Source organism: Methanosarcina flavescens (assembly GCF_001304615.2).
Lineage (GTDB): Archaea > Halobacteriota > Methanosarcinia > Methanosarcinales > Methanosarcinaceae > Methanosarcina > Methanosarcina flavescens.
Window position 1 is genome coordinate 914,151 of sequence record NZ_CP032683.1, and the last position, 20,782, is coordinate 934,932.

The window sequence follows — 20,782 nt, forward strand, 5'->3', positions numbered from 1 at the left end:
TCAAGAATAATTAGAAATGATATCAGGCAGATATGATACTGAGCCTGGTATCATTTCTCAAATGTCTGCAAGATCCAGCCTTTTATCTCATCCCTGATTCGCCGGAAGACTCTGAGCCGCTCCTCTTCTGATCCCACAACCACGGCAGGATCCTCAAAACTTTTGTGAATTATTTCTCTTGCTTTGGGAGATTTGGTCGAGAGCTTCAGATTCGTAGTGCAGATAGGGCAAGTCACTTTAGCCAGATCACAAACCGTAACTACTAAGTCAAATATAGTGTCCTGAAATTCTTGCGGAGTTTTAGAGCGTTGACTGGAGATATCGATATCGATTTCCTTCATGACTATAATAGCATAAGGATTAACAGTTGTGGCTTCAATGCCGGCGCTGTAAGCCTCGTACCGATCTCCATAAATAGCTCTTAAAAGACCTTCTGCCATCTGTGACCTAGCTGAGTTATGAGTGCATAGAAAAAGGATCTTCTTTTTTTCCTGTGGTCCCATGTTTGTTACCATTTCAATATTATTGCACTTGATAATAGATCAGCACTGTGATTGTTCCTGCACTCGGCCTTCTGAATATTCGACAGACAAGAAGATTTAGTTCTACTTATTTAGTTCTACTTATCATCTTTTAGCTGCACTCTTGCCTCTTTCATTATTTCTTTCATCATCTCCCCTACAAGATTTGCTTTTTCACAATGAGAAGCCTCTTTTGGCTTGCAGTTCAGGAGAACGCTCATAAGTCTATCAGCAATCTGATAAAATTTTATATCCTCAAGTCTGACTAGAAGTTCTGATAAGCTTTCACTAAACTCCCTACATTTATCATGGTTACAGACAGCCTGCTCATGCAACTGGCAGACCGATTGCAGGTCTTTTATGATCTCTTTCGGGATGTTTGTCTCAACCATAGGGATAGGTCCTTATCATCACGAATTCTCAATAAGTTCAAGAAAAAGGTTGAAAGTATAAAGTGAAAACTGGCACTTTTAACTGCAAAATCAAAAAGCGTAGTCTCAAAATTGTAATGTCAGATATTTTAAAACGTATATTCATGCCTGCAGTGTTCCATTATATCCTCAATAAAATCGGAGTAAAAGTCATCCGGGACAGTCACTTTTTCTCCTGCCATGATAGCTCTGGCCTCGAGGTCTTCTTTACATGCATAAACGTCGCACTCTGGCAGTTTTTCTATTCCGGTAAGCAGATTATAGACTCCATCGCCTGCAAGGTAGATTCTGGCTTTTCCGGAGCGTGCAGCCAGTTTAAGGCATAACTCCGATCTCGGACTGAAGGGAGGCTTTGTCAGCAGAAACACATCCAATTTTTCTTGTTTCATATTATCATCCAATTAATCCCTAATCAGCAACTAGTATTAAAACGCGATAACATAGGTTGAGCTTTCCATCACTTCGAAAAAATCTTCTTCGTCTGCCAGTTCTATAGTCTCTATCAAAGCTTGCCCTAAAAGGTTTCTGTCCACAAGCGAGGGTTCGTGCACAAGCACTCTCAACTCCCCATATGCGTAAAAAATGTCTTCAAGGTTTGGTAATCCAAGCTTTCTGCTGTCTTGACCCGCAATTGTAAGATAGACTCCATCTCCATAAAGGCCTAGAGTCACATCCATCTCATTAAGGCTCACTGCAGCTGCATTCAATGCTCCAAAAGCATTTTCACTGCCATACGGGGCTGTATCCAGCAGATAGAAGACTGATTTCATTGTATCCTACCCTCCCAAAAAACGGATCTCATTGTTAAAATCTTATCTTGAAAGTGAAATTACTCTATCACTCATACTCAGCATTTCCGACAACTCATAAAGGCTGGTGATTCTTATTCCAGGGAAATAGTCTTTGCAGTTACTTCCTTGTATAATCTCTTTTTCTGGAAGGTAGCCCCTTGCACCAGCACATCGTGCACAAGCTCGGACTATCGCTCCTTTTCCAGCAAGTTCAGAAAAAAGCTGTCCTGCATTGATAAAGAAGGCTGGATTTTGATCTTTTTTGGGAATATGCACTGCATCCAGGTAAAGGAATATATTTACTTTATATTTTTTAAGTGCAGCCTCAGTGAGTTTGTAGGCAATCTCAGTGTATTCAGAAATATAAGGGCCATCTGTAAGCACTATTGTTAGCGTCTTCAAGGCTTCCTCCGATTAAATAAAACGTTAGTAACTGAAGTTCAAATGTATGTAGCCAGAAATTGTAGACGCTCCAGATTGGTTGCATAATCTGGCTTTTTAAGCTGTGTACACATATCTAGACTGACCTGTCCTGCCATTAACCTTATGGTAAAGCTGTAACAGCCCTGTTCGCCGCACTCTTGACAGTTGGTCTGAGGCAGGTGATTATATATATCCATTAGCTCGACCTTTATCTTTTCCCTGGGAGGTGGAGCAACTCCTTTTTTGATAGCTTCATTGATAGTATTTCTGAGGCTTTCAAGCTCTTTTTTTGCTTCCTCCTCATTTTTAACCATTCTCATGACTATTTTTCCACTACCATAAATAGTTGTCATGATTTCTCCTTTTTGAACTATCAAACTATCTTTTCTATCCGAGTAATTGCCTCTGGGAAAGAGAGGCTCAAGGATCTTTAAGGTCCCACCCAGCGGGGGAACCATGTTTGCAGCTACTCTTAATTTTGTGGAATCTGCTATACAGGGCAAAACCTGCCTGATCTCAACAATCTCCACAGGTTTTGCCTGAGAGAGGTCTTTAATCTCCTCAGTTTCTCTTTCTTTCTTATTTTTCAAGAAATTTCTGCCGTATTCACTTATTTTTACAGTCCCTTCTTCCAATTCGACTAGGCCTGCATCTTGCAAAATCTTCATATGGAAATCAAGCGTCTTTTTCCCGACTAAGCCTTCAATTTCCTCAACATCTCTAGCACCGTTTGCAAGGAAGTTAATTATTCTCCTTCGAGCCTTATTGGCCATAGCAAAATTCACCAATTTTGTCTCACTCGTACCTCCTGACATTTTTACACCTTCTAACACATTAAAGTCTAATTCTGCCCTTTTCAATTCAGCACATTAAAGTCTAATTCTGCCCTTTTCAATTCAGCACATTATAATCTTTCTTTTGGAGTGAAACCTAATTATCCTAAGTTATTCCTACGATTAGTTATGAAGTCACGTCTATAAAAACTCAAAAGCCAAATATCAAAAAAGATTGATATAAGAATATTAAAACATTAAATTCTGTTGGAAGTGAAGTATGAGAAGTGTCAGAAGAAGTAGAAAGGAAAGACTTATGCAAATTCCCCCCACTTAATTGTCTAATTATTCAGTAGAACTTTTAGTTACGTAGATTGTAATTTTTAATTAGCGGTAGCTCAGATATAAGCAGTTAAAACCTGCAAATGTTCCTGGTTGGTTGCGTACTTTGGCTCATTAAGAGGTGTACACATATCAAGGGAGGCCTCTCCGCTCATGATTTTTATGGCAAAAGTATAGCAGCTCTGATCACCGCATTTGCCGCAGTTGGTTTGGGGCAGGTATTTATAGAGCTCCATGGGTTCAACCCTGATCTTCTCCCTGGGAGCAGGGGCGACGCCCTTTGCAATAGCCTCATTGATGATGTTTCTGAGATTTTCAAGCGCTTCTTTGGCCTCATCCTCATTTTTTATCATTGTCATGGTAACTTTTCCACTACCATAAATCGTTGTAATGATTTCTCCTTTTTGAACTATTAGTGCGTTTATTTTTTCTGAGTATCTTCCTCTAGGAAAGAGAGGCTCAAGAACCTTGAGGGTTCCGACAAGTGGAGGAGCAATATTTGCTATTACCCTAAATTTCGAAGAGTCTGCTATACAGGGCAGAAGCTGTCGAACTTCTACAATCTCCACAGGCTTTGCCTGAGAGAGATCTGCATTCTTATCAGCATTCTTGTCTTCCTTGCCTTTCAGGAAATTTCTGCCATATTCACTTAAACTAGCAGTTTCCTCTCCTAACTTAATCAGGCTTGCCTGTTGCAAAAGCTTGAGATGAAAATCAAGCATTGTCTTCCCTACTTCCTCTCCAACTTCCTCGATACTTTTGTCTCCTGACGATAAGAAGTTCATTATTTTCCGCCGGGTAGCGTTGGCCATAGCATTGTTTACCAGCTTTATCTCATTAGGATTTCCAGGCAATTTTAACACCTACAAGAGTTATGAAAATTTGATTTTCATTATTTCTTGATTATTTATTCATGTCAGATATCTCTCTCTGAGGAAGTTAGTTTTCACTAATTAATTGTTAGTTTACTTCATAAAAACTCAAATGTTGGATATCAAAAAAGATTGATACGAATTATTAATACACATCAACTATTCTTGATACCAACCACACGGGTTTTTAGAATTTGAATCTCTAATGTTGATTATATCGCCTTAGAATACAATGGGTTAAACAAATAATTAGTTTCTTAAAATATAAATGTTTGTAAATTTAAATTCTTATAAAATTACAGCACAAAATAACTTGATTAGGAAATTTACCTTAATCTAAATTTTTATTTATATATTATACTTACCAAACAGGAGGAGATTTAAATGTCATTTTTGAACGAAATATTGCCTGAAACTGCAGAAGCTTTCAGACAGGTGAGAAATTCTATTTTCAAAGATGGTTTTCTGAATCTCAAAACTAAAGAATTGATTGCTATCGCCTCTTCAGTACTTATGCGCTGTCAGTTCTGCGTTGACACGCATTCACAAAGAGCGATTACTGCAGGAGCCACAAAGGAGGAAATCGCAGAAGCTATTTCAGTTGCAATGTTTGTTGCTGCTGGTTCACAGATAGGATGGACAAATATATACGGAGAAAATATATATAAAATCTTTGAAAAGAATAAGGAAGAAAAGGACTGCTGCTGTTGTTGCAAGGACTAAAAATTCCATTTATTGTAATTTCTAAATCTTTATCTCTCTAATCTAAGTAAAGTTCATTCAGATTTTTTTTCTTGTAGATGTGCAATAATGTTAAAAATATCTACAAATTCAGGGTTCAACCTGTAAAAATGCCATTTTGATCTGCTGTAGGCTTCGACAACCCCACAGTCTTTCAGAATTGCCAGGTGGTAGGAAACCAAGTTCTGCATCTCGTTTAGTTTAAATATCAGTTCGCAAACGCAGTGATCTCTCTGAGTGAGAAAGTAAGCAATTTTTAGCCTTAACGGATGCCCAAGAGCGCTGAATACCTCACTTGCTTTCTTTATTTCATTGTCTGGAAAATCTATTTCCTGGAGCATCCTTTCTTCCCATTCCTTTTTTTTCTCTGGATCCACAGGACAACAATAGCTCATAAATAAAAGAAGTTAAGCCTTCTAAATAAGGTTTTTCATATCAATTTTGTTTGATATTTAACATAATATTATTAAAATAGTCTAACTACTTCTAGACTTCTCAAGTCTTAAATAATATTATTTCAAGAGAGTTCGCAAAAAAGTTTGGAGTAAGATCCATTCCAGATACCTGTATTATTGCGGATATTGAAGGCAAGAAATACATATATAATATATACGGCAGGACGGCAGCAAAAACCAAGAAAGAATAGGCGCAAGGTTCCTGGGTGTTACCGACAAAGAAACCCTTTCAGAAACTCTTAAAAAAGCTATTGAATTTAGGGAGGCAGAGGGTTAAAAAATGATTTCCAATTTTTTCCCAATTGCAGCTTTTTTTGCAGGGATAGTAAGCGTGCTTTCTCCATGCATCCTGCAATAATTCCTGTAGTTTTTGTATACTCAACTGGAAAAGAAAAGCTTAGACAGCTTGCGATAGTATCAGGTTTGTCCCTTTCCTTCACTTCCATGGAGAGTTATTAATTCAATTTTCGGGGCAACTCTTACAGCTTATCTAGGCTACCTCAACGTTTTGTAGAAGCGCTCCTTGTCACAATGGGCATTTCGCTACTCTTTGATTTAAATACATTCAATATTTTTGGAAATTTTTCAGCCCTCGCAAATCCTAAGCAAGAGGGTCTTTTGGGAGGGTTTCTACCTGGTCTCTCACTGGGGATTATCTGGCTACCATGTGTCAGCCCAGTACTTGGCTCAATCCTTACAATGGTTGCTGTTTCAGGCAAGGCTGGTTATGGAGCACTAATGCTTTTCATCTCTATTCCCTTGGTTTTTCTGTTCCAATGCTTCTTGTTGCATATTCTGCAAGCTTTCCCTCATCAAAGCTTCTGAAAGCTTCAAGATACGGCTTTCCGTTAAAAAATTACAGGCTTTGTAATTCTGGGAGTAGGCCTCTATATGATCTATCAAAATCATTTTAACGGTTTTTAATACATGAAAAGTATGGACCTTCGCACTCATAAGTTTTGCAAGTTCTGCCCCTTGAATACGGTGTTTTGACTACGCTTAGATCAATCCATACGATAACGGTCAGTAACTAAAACAAATGAGTATATTTAAATAAAATATGAGTATATTTGCATATAATCATATAGGCGGTGGTGCCTACGGACATTGTTTATATATTTAAGGCCCTGGCTGATGAAAACAGGATAAGGATACTGAATCTTTTAAAAAACGGAGAATTATGTGTCTGTAATATTGAGGCGGTATTAGGCATTAAGCAATCCAACGCTTCCAGGCACCTGAACAGACTGAAAATGGCAGGAATCATCGTCTCTGAAAAAAAATCCCAATGGGTCTATTATCGACTCAATGATCCATTATTTCTTAGATTTCCCTTCCTCTCAATGGTCATTAACGACGAGATTGAGAAAATAAGCGTTTGTAAAGACGATTTAGTACTACTGGAAAAGCTCAAAGCGAGCGGTAGCTCTTGCAATTGATTAAGAAATATTTTCATGATAAATCAACTTACTAAAAATCGAGGGTGTTTGTTTTGGAAAAATCAGTTGTATCGAAACTGTCATTTCTAAATCGTTATTTAACCTTGTGGATCTTTCTGGCCATGTTTATCGGCGTAACCCTGGGTTTTGTTTATCCGGGCTTTGCTGAGTTTCTAAAGAGCCTATCTATTGGCACCACATCCATTCCTATCGCTATTGGTTTAATAGTTATGATGTATCCTCCCCTGGCACGGGTTAAATATGAAGAGCTGGGCATGGTATTCCGGAATCATAAAGTATTAGGCTTATCCCTGTTACAGAACTGGATCATTGGCCCAATTCTGATGTTTATTCTGGCGATTATTTTCCTAAGGAATTATCCGGAATACATGGTAGGTGTCATTCTAATCGGTCTTGCAAGATGTATCGCCATGGTGATTGTCTGGAACACCCTGGCAGAAGGGGATAATGAGTATGCTGCTGCTCTAGTTGCCTTCAATTCGATCTTTCAGTTAGTCTTCTACTCTGTTTTCGCTTATTTCTTCATAACTGTGCTGCCTGAATGGTTAGGGCTTAGTGGTATGGAAATAGATGTCTCTATGGGAGAAGTTGCCCAGAGTGTAGCAATCTATCTCGGAATTCCTTTTGCGGCTGGATTTTTAACCCGTTATTTCCTGCGGCCCTCAAAAGGAGCTGAATGGTACGATAAAAAATTCGTTCCTAAAACAGGTCCAATTTCACTTTATGCTCTACTGTTTACAATTATTGTAATGTTTTCTTTGAAAGGTGAATATATTGTTGCCTTACCTTTAGACGTTGTAAGAATTGCAATTCCTCTTCTGATTTACTTCGCAGTTATGTTCGGTATTTCCTTTTTTATATCTAAAAAAGTAGGCATTAACTATGAACAGACAACATCTCTTGCTTTTACCGCGGCTAGTAATAACTTCGAACTAGCAATTGCCGTAGCAGTGGCGGTTTTCGGCATCAACTCAGGGCAGGCATTCGCAGCAGTAGTTGGTCCTCTAATTGAAGTACCCGTAATGATTGGACTTGTCAATGTTGCACTCTACTGGAGAAGGAAATACTTTATTAAAAATTAAGAAGCAGCTTGAGAAATAATAATTGCGGCCTTAGCAGAAACCAGGTTGAAATAAAAGGAACTGAGAATAAACACTTATGTCTTGATACAATATCAATTTTACCTACACAACAATCAGGCTTCTTCTATAGCTCTTATAATTTTATCTACATATTCGAGTTTCAAATCTGAGGGTCTTGTTTTTTCAATCCCGAGCTCCGTTACCATCAAATATGCATCTGCTTTCATGCCGGCTTCCTCGAGCTTTTTTGTGGCACAGCAGTCCGTACAGCCATCAAGGGCTAAAATTCTGAAGTCGTCAGATATTGCATCCTCAACCGCATCAACCCCTTTTGGGGCAGCTGCGGCTCTGTACAGATCAGGTCTCCGGAAGGCAAGAGCTGATGCTGCCTGCATCGTAAGTTTTCCTGTGTTAGAAAGACCAGAACAGGCAAAAATGAGCGTATTTTTCCTTTTTCCGGATGTCTTTTCCGTTCCATCCGACCTGCCGGATAGAGAGTCTGAGGATTCCGTTCCTGATGGCTTCATAGCTGTTACAACCCTAATGATAGATATAATCTTTAATGAGAGGTAGAAATTTTTTACGAGAAATGCAACCTTTAACGAGAAATTATTTCAAAAAAGGTTGAAATGGAAACTACGCGAGAACTGATATAATTTCCGGTATTGCCGCCAGATACCAGTTCAGTTTACCTGCCCTTTTTCAAAAAACGTTAAAAGTCCCAAGCACGCTAAAAATAATAGAGGAATAAAATTACTCAAGTTCAATCAGTTAAATTCAATCAGTCAAGCTCAAGCTGTGTTATCTCAACATTAAGGTTTGCAATCTCAAGAATAGCAACCGTTGACTTTCCGGAAAGCACCCCTGAGGATTCTCCCGGATTTATTACAGGGACTCCTTCAATAATTTTTACATTTGGCTCATGAGTATGTCCCCGGATTACCACATCAAATTCCTCGGATTTAGCAATTGCTTTGACCAGTGCCTCGTTTGTCCCGTGCAAAAGGGCAATATGCAGCCCGTCAATAGTTAGGTCTCCAAAATCCCCACAGGAAGTAGCTCCGATTTCTTCAAGCCGCTTTATAAGTGTTACTCTATCTCCATCATTGTTTCCAAAAACAAAATAAAGTTTGGGCTTCAATTCCTTAAAGGCTCTCGCTGTAAAAGGAGAGATAAGATCTCCTGCATGCAGCACGGCTTTTACCCCCCTCTCATTAAAGAATTCTACAGCTTTCCAGAGGGCATTCATGTTATCATGTGAATCCGAAATTATCCCAATCAAGTAATCCCACCTTTTCGATTAGATTTCCCTATTTAGTATATAGTGGGGTTTACTAAAAAGAATTCGCTAAAATAGATTTTTAGAATTTATATAGAGTTGAGATTTACAGTAGTATTTTAGGTCGAACTTGAGATTGGGATTTCACATTAAAACCTTGAATCGAGCTGTTCTCCAATGCTGCTGCATTGAGAGTTAATCTGAGGCAAAATAAAGCCAGAAGCTGAGATTTAAAAATCAATCATGAAAACAATTACTTATAAATACGAGTTATGGAAATTACTGAAATATTCTGTAGAGAGTATCAGAGGAATACCCAGAGAATAAATTTGGGAAATTCTCTACAAGTTAAAATAACAAGAATGACAATTTAAACGACAGTGGTAATTCCCTGTTGAGTTTAAATAATCAGTTTAATCTGAGTTAAAATAGCAAGTTAAACCAGAAAATAACAGTGAGTAAAAATGAAAGCCATAACCCTCCTGAGCAGCGGGCTTGATTCGGTTGCAGCGTTAGCAATTGCAGCAAAAGATCTTAACATTGAGATGGCTATTACCTTTGATTATGGGCAGAGAGCCAGAGAGAGGGAAATTGAATACTCACAGGAAATATGCAAATATCTTGGGATTGAGCATAGGATAATAAAACTGGATTGGCTTTCGGAAATAACATCCACTTCTCTTGTTAACAGGGATATTGAAATCCCTTCCTTATCTTTTGAAGACCTTGATGAAACAGTCCAGGCAGGAATTACAGATGCTTCAGCAAAGGCTGTCTGGGTACCTAACAGGAATGGAGTAATGCTCAACATTGCAGGAAGCTTTGCCGAAAGCAGGGAATGTGATTACCTTATAGTGGGCTTTAATGGAGAAGAAGCAGGCACTTTCCCTGATAATTCCCTGGCCTACGTGCAGGCAATGGACAGGGCTTTTTCCTATTCTACTCAGAACGGGGTAAAAATAATGGCTCCCGTAATCGAACTTGGGAAAACCGAAATCGTCAGAAGAGCTCTCGAAGCAAAAGCTCCTCTCGAGTACAGCTGGAGCTGTTATCATGGAAGAGAAATTCCCTGTGGTGAATGTGAGAGCTGCGTGCGCAGAGCACGAGCATTTAAAAATGTAGGTGTAAAAGATCCTCTCCTGAAAAGACTAGGGATTTGAATCGGAAGAAAACAGAGAAAAATTACAAAAATTGTAGAGAAATTTAAAGAAGGAATTCCATGAAGTGCATTGTTTTACCTGAGAAATTTGATTATGACGGGAGCCAGATTTCCTCTCTGTGGGCTTACAACAGTTTTGGAATTCAGGAAGACTCGATTGTAGTTTTCAGAGGGCTCTGCGACGTACAAATCGAGCATATGATTGACCTTGAAGACCGACGAGCAAACGAATCAATCTGGTCTGAAGATATGGTAAGCTTCATTATTGAACATTTTGATTCTACGGACCTGAAACTTATCTATGCCCGGCAGCGTCTTTTTACAGCCCTAGTAAGAGAATACCTTGCAAATCTCGGGGTGCAGACAACGCGGGAAGGAGATGACCTTTTTCTTAAAGGAAAAAAACTGACAGTCTCAATTGCAAGCACCTCTGCAGTTTCTCAGAAAATCCATTTCGGCATTAACATTTCTCATGATGTATACGGAAATCTAAAAGAAGCCGGAATAGGTGAAGACAAACAGGTTGCAAATTTTATGAAGGGAGTAGGAGAAGCTTATGTCCGCGAATTTGAAGATATAGAAAAGGATCTGAGAAAGTCCAGACCCCTGGGGGTAGTATAATGTCAGCTTCAAAGTTTACGTCTGCTCCTATAAGGGAGGTTTTCTGTTCTGTGCAAGGAGAAGGTCCATATGTTGGAACAAGGCAAGCTTTTGTGCGCTTTTCGGGCTGCAACCTCAATTGCAATTACTGTGATACAGACTTTGCAACTCCTGGAACCTGTGATTATGAGCAGGTGGAAGGGAGCGGCTACTTTGAAAAAATCAAGAACCCTATAAATGTTACCCATCTGGAAGCTATGCTGCAGCCTTTTAAAAAGCTCCATTCAGTCTCCCTGACCGGAGGAGAGCCTCTACTATATGCAGATTTTATAAGAAAGCTGAATATAGCTTCGCCGCTCTATCTTGAGTCCAATATGACTCTACCTGAACAGGCAAGGAAGCTGACCGAAAAGGTTGCTTACGTGTCAGGAGATTTCAAACTTCCTGAAACGCTCAGGGGTATTGGACGTGAAGCCCGGAAGGAACACATGGAGAATACAGTAGAATGCTTCAGGCTTTTAAGGAAAAACCATTCAAGGGATTGTTTCTGCAAGATTGTAGTGGAAAGAGATATGGAACTGGGAGCCGTAAATCGAGCTGTAGAAACCATAGCTCCTTATGTGTCCTGTGTAATCCTCCAGCCTGAAACCCCGATTGGCCGTGACCTGATGAATCCTGGCGCTATACAAGCATCCGTAAAAAGTATTATGGAACTGCAGAAGAGCCTGCTTGAAATTATAGACACACGAGTTATTCCACAGACACACAGGATGTGGGGTTGCTTATAACTTGAAATAAGAAGGTAAAAGAGCATCAAAATTAGAAAAATGAATGGTAAAATGCTTAACTAAAACGGGGCGTATTAGGAATGGCAAAAATGAGACTGGGAGTTATTGATTATATCGATAGTGCCCATTACCTTCCAGGGCATGGAAAATGCGGAAGAATACATGGCCATACATATAAAATCGAGGTCATAATAGAAGGAGAGGTCAGGGAAAGTGGGATGGTAATAGACTTTTATGACCTGAAGAAGGGAATCAAGGAAACCCTGCAAGAATACGATCATAAGCTGTTAAATGAAATCCTTGAATTTCCCAGCTCAGAACACCTTTGCCTGCATATTCATTCCCGCCTCTTGGAAAAGTTTGGATTCCCCCTCCTGGTCAGAATCTGGGAAGGGGAAGGAAAATGGTGTGAAATGGACAATTTTTCATAATGAACAGATCTGATAATACTTACTTTGATAACGTTGCCTTTTGATAACGTTGCCCTGGAAGTATTAATTACTCCCGTCTACCCCGGAGATTTAATTAGAGTTGGGTTTAATGAAAATGCTATAGACTTACTGTATGTAGTAAATTCACTGAAAATCTGCAAAATTAAGTGAATATTATATAATTTGAGTGATTTTAACATATAATATAAATTCTATAAACTCAAATGGCCAGGAGCTCCAGAGAGTACTTCCAGATTCTCCCGGATTCCTGAGAAATTCCACAATGTATATCAAGGGTCGGATCATAATTTTGGTTAGATATCCTGAGACCCCCCTGTACTGAGGTTCTGCTGTACTTTTAAATTCCGAACGGAGGAAAACGCATTTGCCAGAAGAAAACAATCTAATAAGTGACATTGACAGCCCTAAATTTGAAGAGGAGCTCCTGAGAAAGATTGCCGAACATCCTTGCTACGACAGGAAAGCCCAGCACAAGTACGGGAGAATTCATCTGGCTGTGGCTCCATCATGCAATATACAGTGTAACTTCTGCGTCAGGGAGTTTGATTGTGTAAATGAGAGCCGCCCGGGAGTTACGAGCAAGGTTCTTACTCCACAGGAAGCCCTTGAGAAGACAAAGCAGGTCATTGCAGATTATCCATTCATCAAGGTTGTCGGAATTGCAGGCCCTGGCGACCCTCTTGCTAATAAAGAGACCTTTGAAACCTTTGAACTGATAAAAAAAGAGTTTCCTGATCTCACGCTCTGTATGAGTACAAACGGACTACTTCTTCCCGAAAAGCTGGAAGATATTCTGCGCGTGGGAGTTTCTACATTAACGGTAACAATAAACGCAATCGATCCCGAGATCCAGGCAAAAATCGTGGATCATATAATCTATCATGGAAAGATTTATAGGGGAATTGAGGGCGCAAAAATTCAGGTAAAAAATCAGCTTGAAGGCGTCAAAGCGGCTATTGATGCAGGCATAGTTGTCAAGGTTAACACTGTGCTCATCCCGGGAATTAATGACAAACATGTAGTTGAGATTGCCAGAAAACTCAACGAACTCGGGGTTTATATAATGAACATCATGCCCCTTATCAGCCAGGGAGCCTTTGCAAACATTGAACCTCCTACTGCAGAAGAGCGGAAAGTTGCTCAGCAGGCATGTGAACCTTACGTTCTGCAAATGCGCCACTGCAGACAGTGTAGAGCTGACGCTTACGGACTTCTTGCTCAGGACATGTCACAGATGAGCGAAAAACGCAGAAAGCTTATAAAAATCCAGACAAAAGAAGATGCCGAAAGGGCAAGAAAAATCCTTAAGGAAGACGGAAAACAGAAAGCTTGAAAAGGGTAAGAGCCCGATAACTGCAATATCCCGCGATTACCGTCAGGAATTCTAGCACTGGAATTGAAAAAGAGTCTCAAACCAGAATTCTGGATGAGAAGCCTTCGAGGCGGAGCAAGAGCACTCCGCTTCTCAGATCTTTTTTAAAGACGCACTTAAGTGTACTTAAAAAATGTTACTCAATTGTGATTGCATTGTTGGGGCAGGCGTCCTCGCATGCACCGCAATCAAGGCATTCGTTTTCATCTACTGTTGCAATATCGTCATCGTTGAGGGAAATTGCAGCCGCAGGGCATTCGTCTACACAGCTTCCACAGCCGGTACAGGAATCGACATTAACTTTTGCTACCATGTTTTTCACTCCTGATCTTTTTAGTAAGAGATTTTTATATATTTGAAAATATATCAGGTTGCCTTAATAGGATACACGAACTTAATAAAAAGCTGTCGCTTATCTCTGTGAAACAAAGAAAAAAAGAGATAAAGGATAAGCTGAATAGGTACTCACCGAAACATCTCAGAGTATCTTTCACAGGGAAAGGTTTGTAAGCTATAGAGGTTCTCGATAGCTTAGCAACATTGTTATTTGTACCAGTATTCACACTTGAATCACTTATTTACCTGTGTTTGTGCTACTAATAGATTATACCGGTAGTACTAATTAGCCATAAATATTTACTAATGGTTATTCGTACCAGTACTGATGATTGTTCTTACCTGTACTGCTGATTACCTGCATTTGTATTACTATTTACCCGTATCAATTTAAAAAACAAAAGGAAGCCTGACATTGAACCTGGAAGAGCTCGCAGAAAGGATAAAAACCTTTGAAGGGGTTACTCGAAAAAAACAGATTGAGGACATCGTTTCAATTTTTGAAGCCGTCCGTCCGGAATATAAGAACGCAATCGTTGATTTTGGAGACGATGCAGCAGTTATCGATATAGGAGGAGACGATGTTATCCTCTTTGCGGCAGATGGGATATGGGGAAGGATACTGGATGCCAGTCCCTGGTGGGCAGGCTACGGAGCTGTAGTCGTGAATGTAAACGATATTGCAGCAATGGGTGGGAAGCCCCTTGCTATGGTAGACGTAGCTTCCTCAAATTCCGAGACTGTTTGCAGAGAACTTATGGAAGGGCTAGCTGAAGGAGTAAGGAAGTTCGGGGTTCCGATAGTAGGCGGGCATGTCCATCCTGATACGGAGTACAATTCCATTTCAGTTGCTATTATCGGCATAGTCAAAAGAGACTGTGTGATTCGGAGCGACACCGCCCGGCCCGGAGACCTTGTTATAGCGGCTTACGATATGGACGGAAAAATTGGGCCGAATTCCCCTTACAGCTGGGACACGACCTCTTTTAAAGCCCCGATGGAAGTAAGGGAAACTTATCTCGTAACCCAGGAAATTGCAACGAGAAAACTTGCCACTGCAGGCAAAGACATAAGCAATCCCGGAATTATAGGTACGCTTGGGATGCTCTGTGAAACGAGTAAAGTTGGCGCAACCGTAGACCTCGAAACCATCCCAAAGCCCGATAACGTGGATTTTGAGCAATGGCTTAAAGTGCATCCCGGAACAGGTTATGTATTTACTGCAAAAACGGAAAAATCAGAGGAATGCATAAAGGTTTTTGAAGAGGCCGGGCTTACCGCTGCCGTTATCGGAAAAATTGAAGCAGGCTCGAAACTCGATATATATGATAAAAGCGGTAAAGTAACGGTATTTGAGTTCTCAAAAGAAAGTATTACAGGCATTGGTTCTGAATAAAACTTTTTCTTAAAAAGTTTTATCAAAAAGCAATAGGGCGCTCCTATCCGTATTGCAATTCGAGATTTATTTTCCCCAGGCCACGGGCCTGAAGAAATTTAAAGAAGTAAACAGAATTCAACCGAATTGCCTGAAAGATTAGCAAGGTTACTGATTTTCTACCCAGGCCTTCATTTCTTCGTAGAGGAACTTTTCGGCAGCCTGAACCTTCTCCAGTGGGCCGCGCAAAACCAGGAGTTCTCTCTCTTCACTGTTTGCTATGCCGACAAAAACTTTCCTGGTTAAAGGTTCGAGATCGAACTCTTCAACAATATCATAAATAATAGATACAACCGTGCCTGGGGGGATTATAAGGTCGTATAATCCTTCAATTTGTAAATTATCGCTTTCTTCGGCTTTTTCTTTTTCAAGTTGCTTTGCAGCAATTAATTCTTCCAGATTCAGTGTTTTATGCATTTAGGTCACCTTCTTGTTTTATTACTTATAACTTCTACCAGTTTTTATCAGTTTCAGTCAAAAGAAAACCGATTAAACTATAGCAAGCAGGGCTTTTTGTTTTTGTATTGTCAAAGCAATGCCAATATAAGTCACAAACGTACATCGGGGTAAGAGAAGTTAAGCAAACTTCTTTTTATATCAACTTATGATAAGCATAATCATATTTATGATTGATTCTCGAGGACATTATCTGTCATGGATCGAATATTTAGCTTTCGAAGTATAGCTCTGGAACTATAAATATACCTTAAAGATAAGCTAAATAAAATTCCAGATATAATTGAATATAAATTGTTGAAAATAAGTCAGGAATAAACCTACAGAAAAGAACTGCAGATAAAAGAAGGATAAAAACAACAACAGATAAAGTGATAAAATATAAGTTAATGCGAGGAAAAAGGTTCTAAGCTAACCTGTACTAAGCAAACTTTATCTGAGATGAAAATCTCTTATAAGAGGATAGAAATGCAACAGTATAAATTAAAACGCGGTTTTAAACCTGATATTGACAGGATTTACTCGGTAATGGAAGAGTGCTTTCCCGGGAAGATCTCCAGAGACGCAGAAATCCTTGAGACTTCCTATGGAGCTATGTCAAAGATAAAAGTCTGGATTGATAATAAAATGCTATTTGTGGATACGGTTTCCGACAAAACTGTAACTGATGACGAGATTATCCTGCAGACAAATAAGGCCTTCAGGGATTTTCTGTATAAAGCGACTGGATACACAGCAAAAGAGCGCGTAAAAAATGCCAAGAAAGAGGTCGGAGGAGAGTAGAACTCCTGACGACTCAATCCTGTTTTGAAGTTTTGAGATTTCCGCTATTTTGCAATCCTTAGCTTGAGGTATCTTTTTGAGCACCGATTTTCTTGAAAAACTAAAGGATTTTGAGATTCCAACCTGCCTGCGGGTCTGCTGCGGAACCGACGGTTCGGTGACATTCCTCCTGGAGATAATGACCAGGCAGCCGGTGAGCGTGACCACAGAGTCCCAGCACATCATCAAAGCCGATAAATCGATTGCTGATCTTCTCGATGTGGAAGAAGGCAGTGAAGTAAACGACCGGGTAGTACGGCTCTCTGCAGGCGGCACAGTCTTTGTCTATGCAAGATCCCTCTCTCCCCTAGAACGAATGCCTGATACCATGCGGGAACAACTCATGCGGGCGGACATCCCTATCGGCCGGATCCTTCGCAGCCACAATCTCGAAACCCGGCGCGACATGGGCGAACTTGAAATCCTTGAAGGCGAACCAACCTTCGGCGGCATATCTTTACTTTCCCGCTCCTACAAAATAGTTCACAACAACCGCACCCTCATGTGGATCAACGAGCGCTTCCCGATCGATAAGCGCTGGTGCTTATAAAGGAAAATAAAAGATATAAAGAAAAGACCAGACTAAGCAATAAAATCGAAATATTCAGGCTTTTTTTGAAACTAGTTTCCTAAATTATTTTAATTTGCCCACATAATTTCCAGCAGGCATAAGAGATTTTCTAATGTTAATGATATCAGTCGAAAGGTTTATATCTCTAGTGTGATATTTTGGAGATGCTTTTAGAGCAACAGTGCCTTGGTGGCTTAGGGGTATAGCGCGTCCTTGGTAAGGACGAAGTCGCGGGTTCAAATCCCGCCCGAGGCTTAAGTCTATCAGTACAATGCCTTACAATTAAGTAAGGCATTAATTGATAAAAACATATTCTTTTTTCTAAAAAAAAATAATATTTTTTTTACAATTCTCTTTTCAAAAAAGTAAAATGCTTTTTTAACAAAAGCTCTCTTTTTCCCCAGGTTCTTCAGGGTCCACAAAGTAAAGTCTCTTCCTATCCGGACAATACATATCAAGTTCAAGCTGAATCCTCTCAATAAGTTCCCTACAGCAGATTCCTGTAATTCCGTAATTCTCCTTCAGGATTCCGGCAAGAACTTTCACCTCAATCCCGTCATGAATGATTCTTTCGAGCCCCTGCAAAACATTGCGGACAAGCTCTTCTTCTGTAAGAGTATCAGCTACTTCAATACTTTCAACCGTATACCTGCAAACCTCTTTCTCCCCTTCAAAATGCAAATGCTCCAGAGCATGCAACCTTATATTATGGTAAACATCAGTACCACAAACTGGACAATGTGCTTTTATAAACATTTTTTTAACCCCTATATATTCAGGAAATAAAAACATCCTTAAATATATAAGAAATAATCAAGCTGGCTGAAAGTAATAAGTATTAATTAATTATATTGACCAGCCTCAGTTGTATAGAAGGCGAAGAGAGATCTTTTTGTGAAGCTGGCCAATACAATAGAAGAAGATAAGTATTAAAAAAATTTTCCTATTACCGTACTAAAAAACTTTATATATTATAATAAAAATTAACAAATAACAAGTTTTATAAGACTTGAAAAAAACGGAAAAACGGAAAAACGGAACTCCTAATGATTAACCCCAGAAATTGAGATTAAAAACCCATTTATACTCTCAATTTCCAAATTTACTATAACTTTCTTTTCTGAATTTGTGACTTTAGAAAACTACTACTTTTTTAGAATAATTCTTAAGAAACTGAAGATATTCAGTCTGGCTATTTATAAAGAGATTTGATTTTTGATACTTAACCTCAAACGCAAACGTTTTAGAATATGTATTTTATTACTTCGTAGGAATTGTATGGGAATCTGAAGTCTGGTTGGCAGACGCACCTCAGCACATGATTCATTTTAATGGGCCAAAGTTTCTTTTTGTAATTGAAGACGAGAATGGATGTGAATAACTGAGGTGAAGTTTAAGGAACTGTAACTTTACTGTTAATCTAAAATACCCTTTTTTCCTTTTTTCCCTCCTTCCTTTCCCCTGATCTCTGCCTCCTTTTTCCCTTACCTCTCTTCCTTAAATAAATCACATTTGATTTAGAGCCTACCCGAAAAGTGTTATAACCTGATGTAAATTTTACACTTGGCAATATGCACAAAGTAGCAGATACTCGATATTGGATGTATTATAACTTCTACAACACGCTATTATTGACTTTTCGGATAGGCTCTTAATTACTCAAACTCTTTTGATAATAACACGTGTATTCTTTTAAGAATCATGAACAATGTTAGCATAAATTGGATTAAGAAATAATACACGAAAAAAGAAAGCAGGGGAATAACATATTTGAATACGTGTAATAATGTTGGATATACTGATGCTCCTTCCTTTGAGGTTTCCATTGTTTCAAACATTAAATATATTGTTAATAAAAATATTATAGAAATAATTGATATTGTAATATTATACGAAATATTTACATAAGTTTCTTTAAGTAGTCTTTGCTTTAAACTTAGAGTTTTTTTCTTCTTTTCTTTTCCGTTTAAACTATTGTTACTGGGATTTGCAGAACTTTCGTTTGAACCATCGCCATTTCTATTAACTATTCTTCCATTTGACTTGGATACAATATCATAAATAAGTAAAAGCAAATTAAATAATAATGCTGCAAATATGGAAAATGAAGTTACCAAAATAATTATTATGTTATTTGTTAAGTCTATGTTATAGATCATTGAAGCATAAGCTAAAATTGCAGGGAATATTAAAAAGAGAACGATGTCTTCAATATTGTAACTATCTGAATTAAACTTCTTCAAGGTTTCAAGATGTTCTTTGAATAACTTGAAGATATTGATTTTATCAAGCACTTATACCACTTTCAATTCCTAAGCCACTAGCCAGTTCTTTGAAAAGATCTATAGCAATTTGATTAATACTATCAAACTCTGGATGTCCACTATTCAGAAATACTACATCACCAGTTATGTTCATTGTAGGTCTTATGTTTCCTAAATCGCAGAGGTCAATATTCCTATATTTACCATTAACTCTTACTTCTATTTTAACCGTATCATACTCAAAAGATGTGATTTCAATTAATTTTTTTAATGGATCGTCATTCTGCCCTTTCTTATAAGGTAACCTTCCTTTTATAGAATTGACAACTCCTGAGATAATACCTTTTTTCTCGGACAAAATTAATTCTGCTTTCAGGTTTGGATCTTCTTCATGATCTTCTGTATCAACGGCATCGGCAAGATCTACAGGTTGTTTAAAACTAATATATCTTAGTTTAGTGACACTTCCTCTCTCCAATAACTCAGTAAGCAGTTTTTCGGGAATCAAGTCATTGATTTCAATTTTGTATTCCGCTCTTTCAGATTTGAAGTAGTTCTCAAAATTTTCTGTAAAAATCTTTTTTATTCCATATTGCTTAAAACTTTGCAAAATAACAATACCCTCATCCTTGTTGCGAGGAATAGCTACTAAGAAATAGAAAGGTAACAATTCCGCTTCTTCTGATGTCCTATGATGAGTAATTATGTTTCCATTTTTGTTGACAATATCACTTTCGTATCCATAGCTACCAGTTTTAACAATTCCAGAAATTAATCTATACTCAGTGGATTCAATTTCAATACTTCTCGCTGGTTGATATCGATGAATCCGAAACAATTTTTTACTTTCGTCTTCTCCAGCTACATTTGCCAAAAAATGATCAAAAAAAGAAGTAAATATCTCTAATGTATCGTCTTCTTCATTCAACTGATCTAATATGATATATTTGTTAGTAGATTTTTCTTTCACTCTTAAAGTATAACTAGATAATGAAACACACGCAGGCAATATTTTCAACACTCCATATTATAACTAAATATGATACTATTGAAAATTTATAAATTAACAACTATATGAATTTGTCTTTAAACTAATGTCAGAAATAGAAAGGGTAATTAAGATTATATGAAGCAAGAATATAGAGAAAAGATGTATTTATATCAATTTTATTTCTAAGAATTGTTTAGAAAAATTTATTATTGATACTGATATATCAGTATCAATAATTGAATTTGAAAATATATATTATAAGCTATTTTATTTATTTGATGATATGGCAACAAAAAAATATTTCTTGATTCTATACATGGAAAAAAGAAAGTAACTATTAAATTTGATTCCAAGGAAATATTGAAT

The 20,782-nt window shown here is 38.3% G+C and carries 27 protein-coding genes and 1 tRNA gene; 13 read left to right on the forward strand and 15 right to left on the reverse strand.

What is annotated here, in order from left to right:
- Positions 1–50: 50 nt before the first annotated feature.
- The 7 genes from AOB57_RS04005 to AOB57_RS04035 all read right to left on the reverse strand — a co-directional run bounded on the left by AOB57_RS04005 (position 51) and on the right by AOB57_RS04035 (position 4,135).
- Positions 51–515 carry an arsenate reductase ArsC gene (locus AOB57_RS04005; RefSeq protein WP_054299137.1) on the reverse strand — a complete coding sequence of 155 codons (465 nt, stop codon included), beginning with the start codon at positions 513–515 and terminating at the stop codon, positions 51–53.
- A 104-nt stretch (positions 516–619) separates the two neighbouring features.
- Positions 620–913, reverse strand: a complete 294-nt coding sequence (locus AOB57_RS04010) for a hypothetical protein (protein WP_054299138.1) — start codon at positions 911–913, stop codon at positions 620–622.
- 128 nt (positions 914–1,041) lie between these two features.
- Entirely contained in the window at positions 1,042–1,341 is a 300-nt protein-coding gene (gene tusB / locus AOB57_RS04015) for a sulfurtransferase complex subunit TusB (RefSeq protein ID WP_054299243.1), read from the reverse strand.
- A gap of 36 nt (positions 1,342–1,377) precedes the next feature.
- Positions 1,378–1,722, reverse strand: a complete 345-nt coding sequence (locus tag AOB57_RS04020) for a DsrE family protein (RefSeq protein ID WP_054299139.1) — start codon at positions 1,720–1,722, stop codon at positions 1,378–1,380.
- 42 nt (positions 1,723–1,764) lie between these two features.
- Positions 1,765–2,145, reverse strand: a complete 381-nt coding sequence (locus tag AOB57_RS04025; RefSeq protein WP_054299140.1) for a DsrE/DsrF/TusD sulfur relay family protein — start codon at positions 2,143–2,145, stop codon at positions 1,765–1,767.
- Between the two features lie 38 nt (positions 2,146–2,183).
- Positions 2,184–2,981 (reverse strand): (Fe-S)-binding protein, encoded by a 798-nt coding sequence (locus AOB57_RS04030; protein WP_054299141.1) that lies wholly within the window; start codon positions 2,979–2,981, stop codon positions 2,184–2,186.
- Positions 2,982–3,337: 356 nt separating this feature from the next.
- Positions 3,338–4,135: a (Fe-S)-binding protein gene (locus AOB57_RS04035; RefSeq protein ID WP_054299142.1), complete on the reverse strand. Its 798-nt coding sequence runs from the start codon at positions 4,133–4,135 to the stop codon at positions 3,338–3,340.
- Between the two features lie 402 nt (positions 4,136–4,537).
- Here AOB57_RS04035 and AOB57_RS04040 point away from each other — a divergent pair, with 402 nt between their 5' ends.
- Positions 4,538–4,876, forward strand: coding sequence for a carboxymuconolactone decarboxylase family protein (locus tag AOB57_RS04040; RefSeq protein ID WP_054299143.1), 339 nt, complete (start codon positions 4,538–4,540; stop codon positions 4,874–4,876).
- A gap of 53 nt (positions 4,877–4,929) precedes the next feature.
- Here AOB57_RS04040 and AOB57_RS04045 read toward each other — a convergent pair whose 3' ends face one another.
- A complete protein-coding gene (locus AOB57_RS04045; RefSeq protein ID WP_054299144.1) occupies positions 4,930–5,289 on the reverse strand; it encodes an ArsR/SmtB family transcription factor in 360 nt (119 codons plus the stop codon).
- A gap of 1,154 nt (positions 5,290–6,443) precedes the next feature.
- Here AOB57_RS04045 and AOB57_RS04055 point away from each other — a divergent pair.
- A complete protein-coding gene (locus tag AOB57_RS04055; protein ID WP_226999634.1) occupies positions 6,444–6,788 on the forward strand; it encodes an ArsR/SmtB family transcription factor in 345 nt (114 codons plus the stop codon).
- A gap of 44 nt (positions 6,789–6,832) precedes the next feature.
- Complete coding sequence (gene arsB, locus AOB57_RS04060) at positions 6,833–7,891, forward strand: ACR3 family arsenite efflux transporter (RefSeq protein ID WP_082384252.1); 1,059 nt, start codon at positions 6,833–6,835, stop codon at positions 7,889–7,891.
- A gap of 113 nt (positions 7,892–8,004) precedes the next feature.
- Here the strand turns inward: arsB and AOB57_RS04065 are convergent, their stop codons facing one another.
- Together AOB57_RS04065 and AOB57_RS04070 are read right to left on the reverse strand one after the other, a co-directional pair.
- Positions 8,005–8,418 (reverse strand): putative zinc-binding protein, encoded by a 414-nt coding sequence (locus tag AOB57_RS04065; RefSeq protein ID WP_054299149.1) that lies wholly within the window; start codon positions 8,416–8,418, stop codon positions 8,005–8,007.
- Positions 8,419–8,672: 254 nt separating this feature from the next.
- Entirely contained in the window at positions 8,673–9,173 is a 501-nt protein-coding gene (locus AOB57_RS04070; RefSeq protein WP_054299150.1) for a metallophosphoesterase, read from the reverse strand.
- Between the two features lie 461 nt (positions 9,174–9,634).
- On the opposite strand from AOB57_RS04070, the gene queC reads away from it, so the two are divergent.
- From queC to nifB, 5 genes are all read left to right on the forward strand, one after another.
- Positions 9,635–10,330: a 7-cyano-7-deazaguanine synthase QueC gene (gene queC, locus AOB57_RS04075; RefSeq protein ID WP_054299151.1), complete on the forward strand. Its 696-nt coding sequence runs from the start codon at positions 9,635–9,637 to the stop codon at positions 10,328–10,330.
- Between the two features lie 59 nt (positions 10,331–10,389).
- Entirely contained in the window at positions 10,390–10,950 is a 561-nt protein-coding gene (locus AOB57_RS04080; RefSeq protein WP_054299152.1) for a DUF366 family protein, read from the forward strand.
- Positions 10,950–11,717 (forward strand): 7-carboxy-7-deazaguanine synthase QueE, encoded by a 768-nt coding sequence (locus AOB57_RS04085; RefSeq protein ID WP_054299153.1) that lies wholly within the window; start codon positions 10,950–10,952, stop codon positions 11,715–11,717. The genes AOB57_RS04080 and AOB57_RS04085 overlap by 1 nt, the downstream gene beginning before the upstream one ends.
- 80 nt (positions 11,718–11,797) lie before the next feature.
- Positions 11,798–12,148, forward strand: a complete 351-nt coding sequence (gene queD / locus AOB57_RS04090; protein ID WP_054299154.1) for a 6-carboxytetrahydropterin synthase QueD — start codon at positions 11,798–11,800, stop codon at positions 12,146–12,148.
- 385 nt (positions 12,149–12,533) lie between these two features.
- Entirely contained in the window at positions 12,534–13,502 is a 969-nt protein-coding gene (gene nifB / locus AOB57_RS04095) for a nitrogenase cofactor biosynthesis protein NifB (RefSeq protein ID WP_054299155.1), read from the forward strand.
- Positions 13,503–13,677: 175 nt separating this feature from the next.
- Here nifB and AOB57_RS04100 read toward each other — a convergent pair whose 3' ends face one another.
- Positions 13,678–13,854 carry a 4Fe-4S binding protein gene (locus AOB57_RS04100; RefSeq protein WP_054299156.1) on the reverse strand — a complete coding sequence of 59 codons (177 nt, stop codon included), beginning with the start codon at positions 13,852–13,854 and terminating at the stop codon, positions 13,678–13,680.
- A 438-nt stretch (positions 13,855–14,292) separates the two neighbouring features.
- Between AOB57_RS04100 and AOB57_RS04105 the strand changes: the two genes are divergently transcribed.
- A complete protein-coding gene (locus tag AOB57_RS04105; protein WP_054299157.1) occupies positions 14,293–15,273 on the forward strand; it encodes a methanogenesis marker 2 protein in 981 nt (326 codons plus the stop codon).
- A gap of 147 nt (positions 15,274–15,420) precedes the next feature.
- Here AOB57_RS04105 and AOB57_RS04110 read toward each other — a convergent pair whose 3' ends face one another.
- Positions 15,421–15,729, reverse strand: coding sequence for a hypothetical protein (locus tag AOB57_RS04110; protein WP_054299158.1), 309 nt, complete (start codon positions 15,727–15,729; stop codon positions 15,421–15,423).
- 507 nt (positions 15,730–16,236) lie between these two features.
- Between AOB57_RS04110 and AOB57_RS04115 the strand changes: the two genes are divergently transcribed.
- The 3 genes from AOB57_RS04115 (at position 16,237) to AOB57_RS04125 (ending at position 17,416) form a co-directional block, all read left to right on the forward strand.
- Positions 16,237–16,551: a DUF5611 family protein gene (locus AOB57_RS04115; protein WP_054299159.1), complete on the forward strand. Its 315-nt coding sequence runs from the start codon at positions 16,237–16,239 to the stop codon at positions 16,549–16,551.
- A 76-nt stretch (positions 16,552–16,627) separates the two neighbouring features.
- A complete protein-coding gene (locus AOB57_RS04120) occupies positions 16,628–17,140 on the forward strand; it encodes a chorismate--pyruvate lyase family protein (RefSeq protein ID WP_082384253.1) in 513 nt (170 codons plus the stop codon).
- A gap of 204 nt (positions 17,141–17,344) precedes the next feature.
- Positions 17,345–17,416, forward strand: a tRNA-Thr gene (locus AOB57_RS04125).
- 123 nt (positions 17,417–17,539) lie between these two features.
- On the opposite strand, the gene AOB57_RS04130 is transcribed toward AOB57_RS04125, so the two are convergent.
- Complete coding sequence (locus tag AOB57_RS04130; RefSeq protein ID WP_054299160.1) at positions 17,540–17,917, reverse strand: hypothetical protein; 378 nt, start codon at positions 17,915–17,917, stop codon at positions 17,540–17,542.
- Positions 17,918–18,434: 517 nt separating this feature from the next.
- Between AOB57_RS04130 and AOB57_RS15015 the strand changes: the two genes are divergently transcribed.
- Complete coding sequence (locus AOB57_RS15015; protein WP_167829665.1) at positions 18,435–18,542, forward strand: BsuBI/PstI family type II restriction endonuclease; 108 nt, start codon at positions 18,435–18,437, stop codon at positions 18,540–18,542.
- 274 nt (positions 18,543–18,816) lie between these two features.
- On the opposite strand, the gene AOB57_RS04140 is transcribed toward AOB57_RS15015, so the two are convergent.
- Both AOB57_RS04140 and AOB57_RS04145 read right to left on the reverse strand, forming a co-directional pair.
- Positions 18,817–19,455, reverse strand: a complete 639-nt coding sequence (locus AOB57_RS04140) for a hypothetical protein (protein ID WP_054299161.1) — start codon at positions 19,453–19,455, stop codon at positions 18,817–18,819.
- Positions 19,448–20,353, reverse strand: a complete 906-nt coding sequence (locus tag AOB57_RS04145; protein WP_167829537.1) for a hypothetical protein — start codon at positions 20,351–20,353, stop codon at positions 19,448–19,450. The genes AOB57_RS04140 and AOB57_RS04145 overlap by 8 nt, the downstream gene beginning before the upstream one ends.
- Positions 20,354–20,782: the final 429 nt, after the last annotated feature.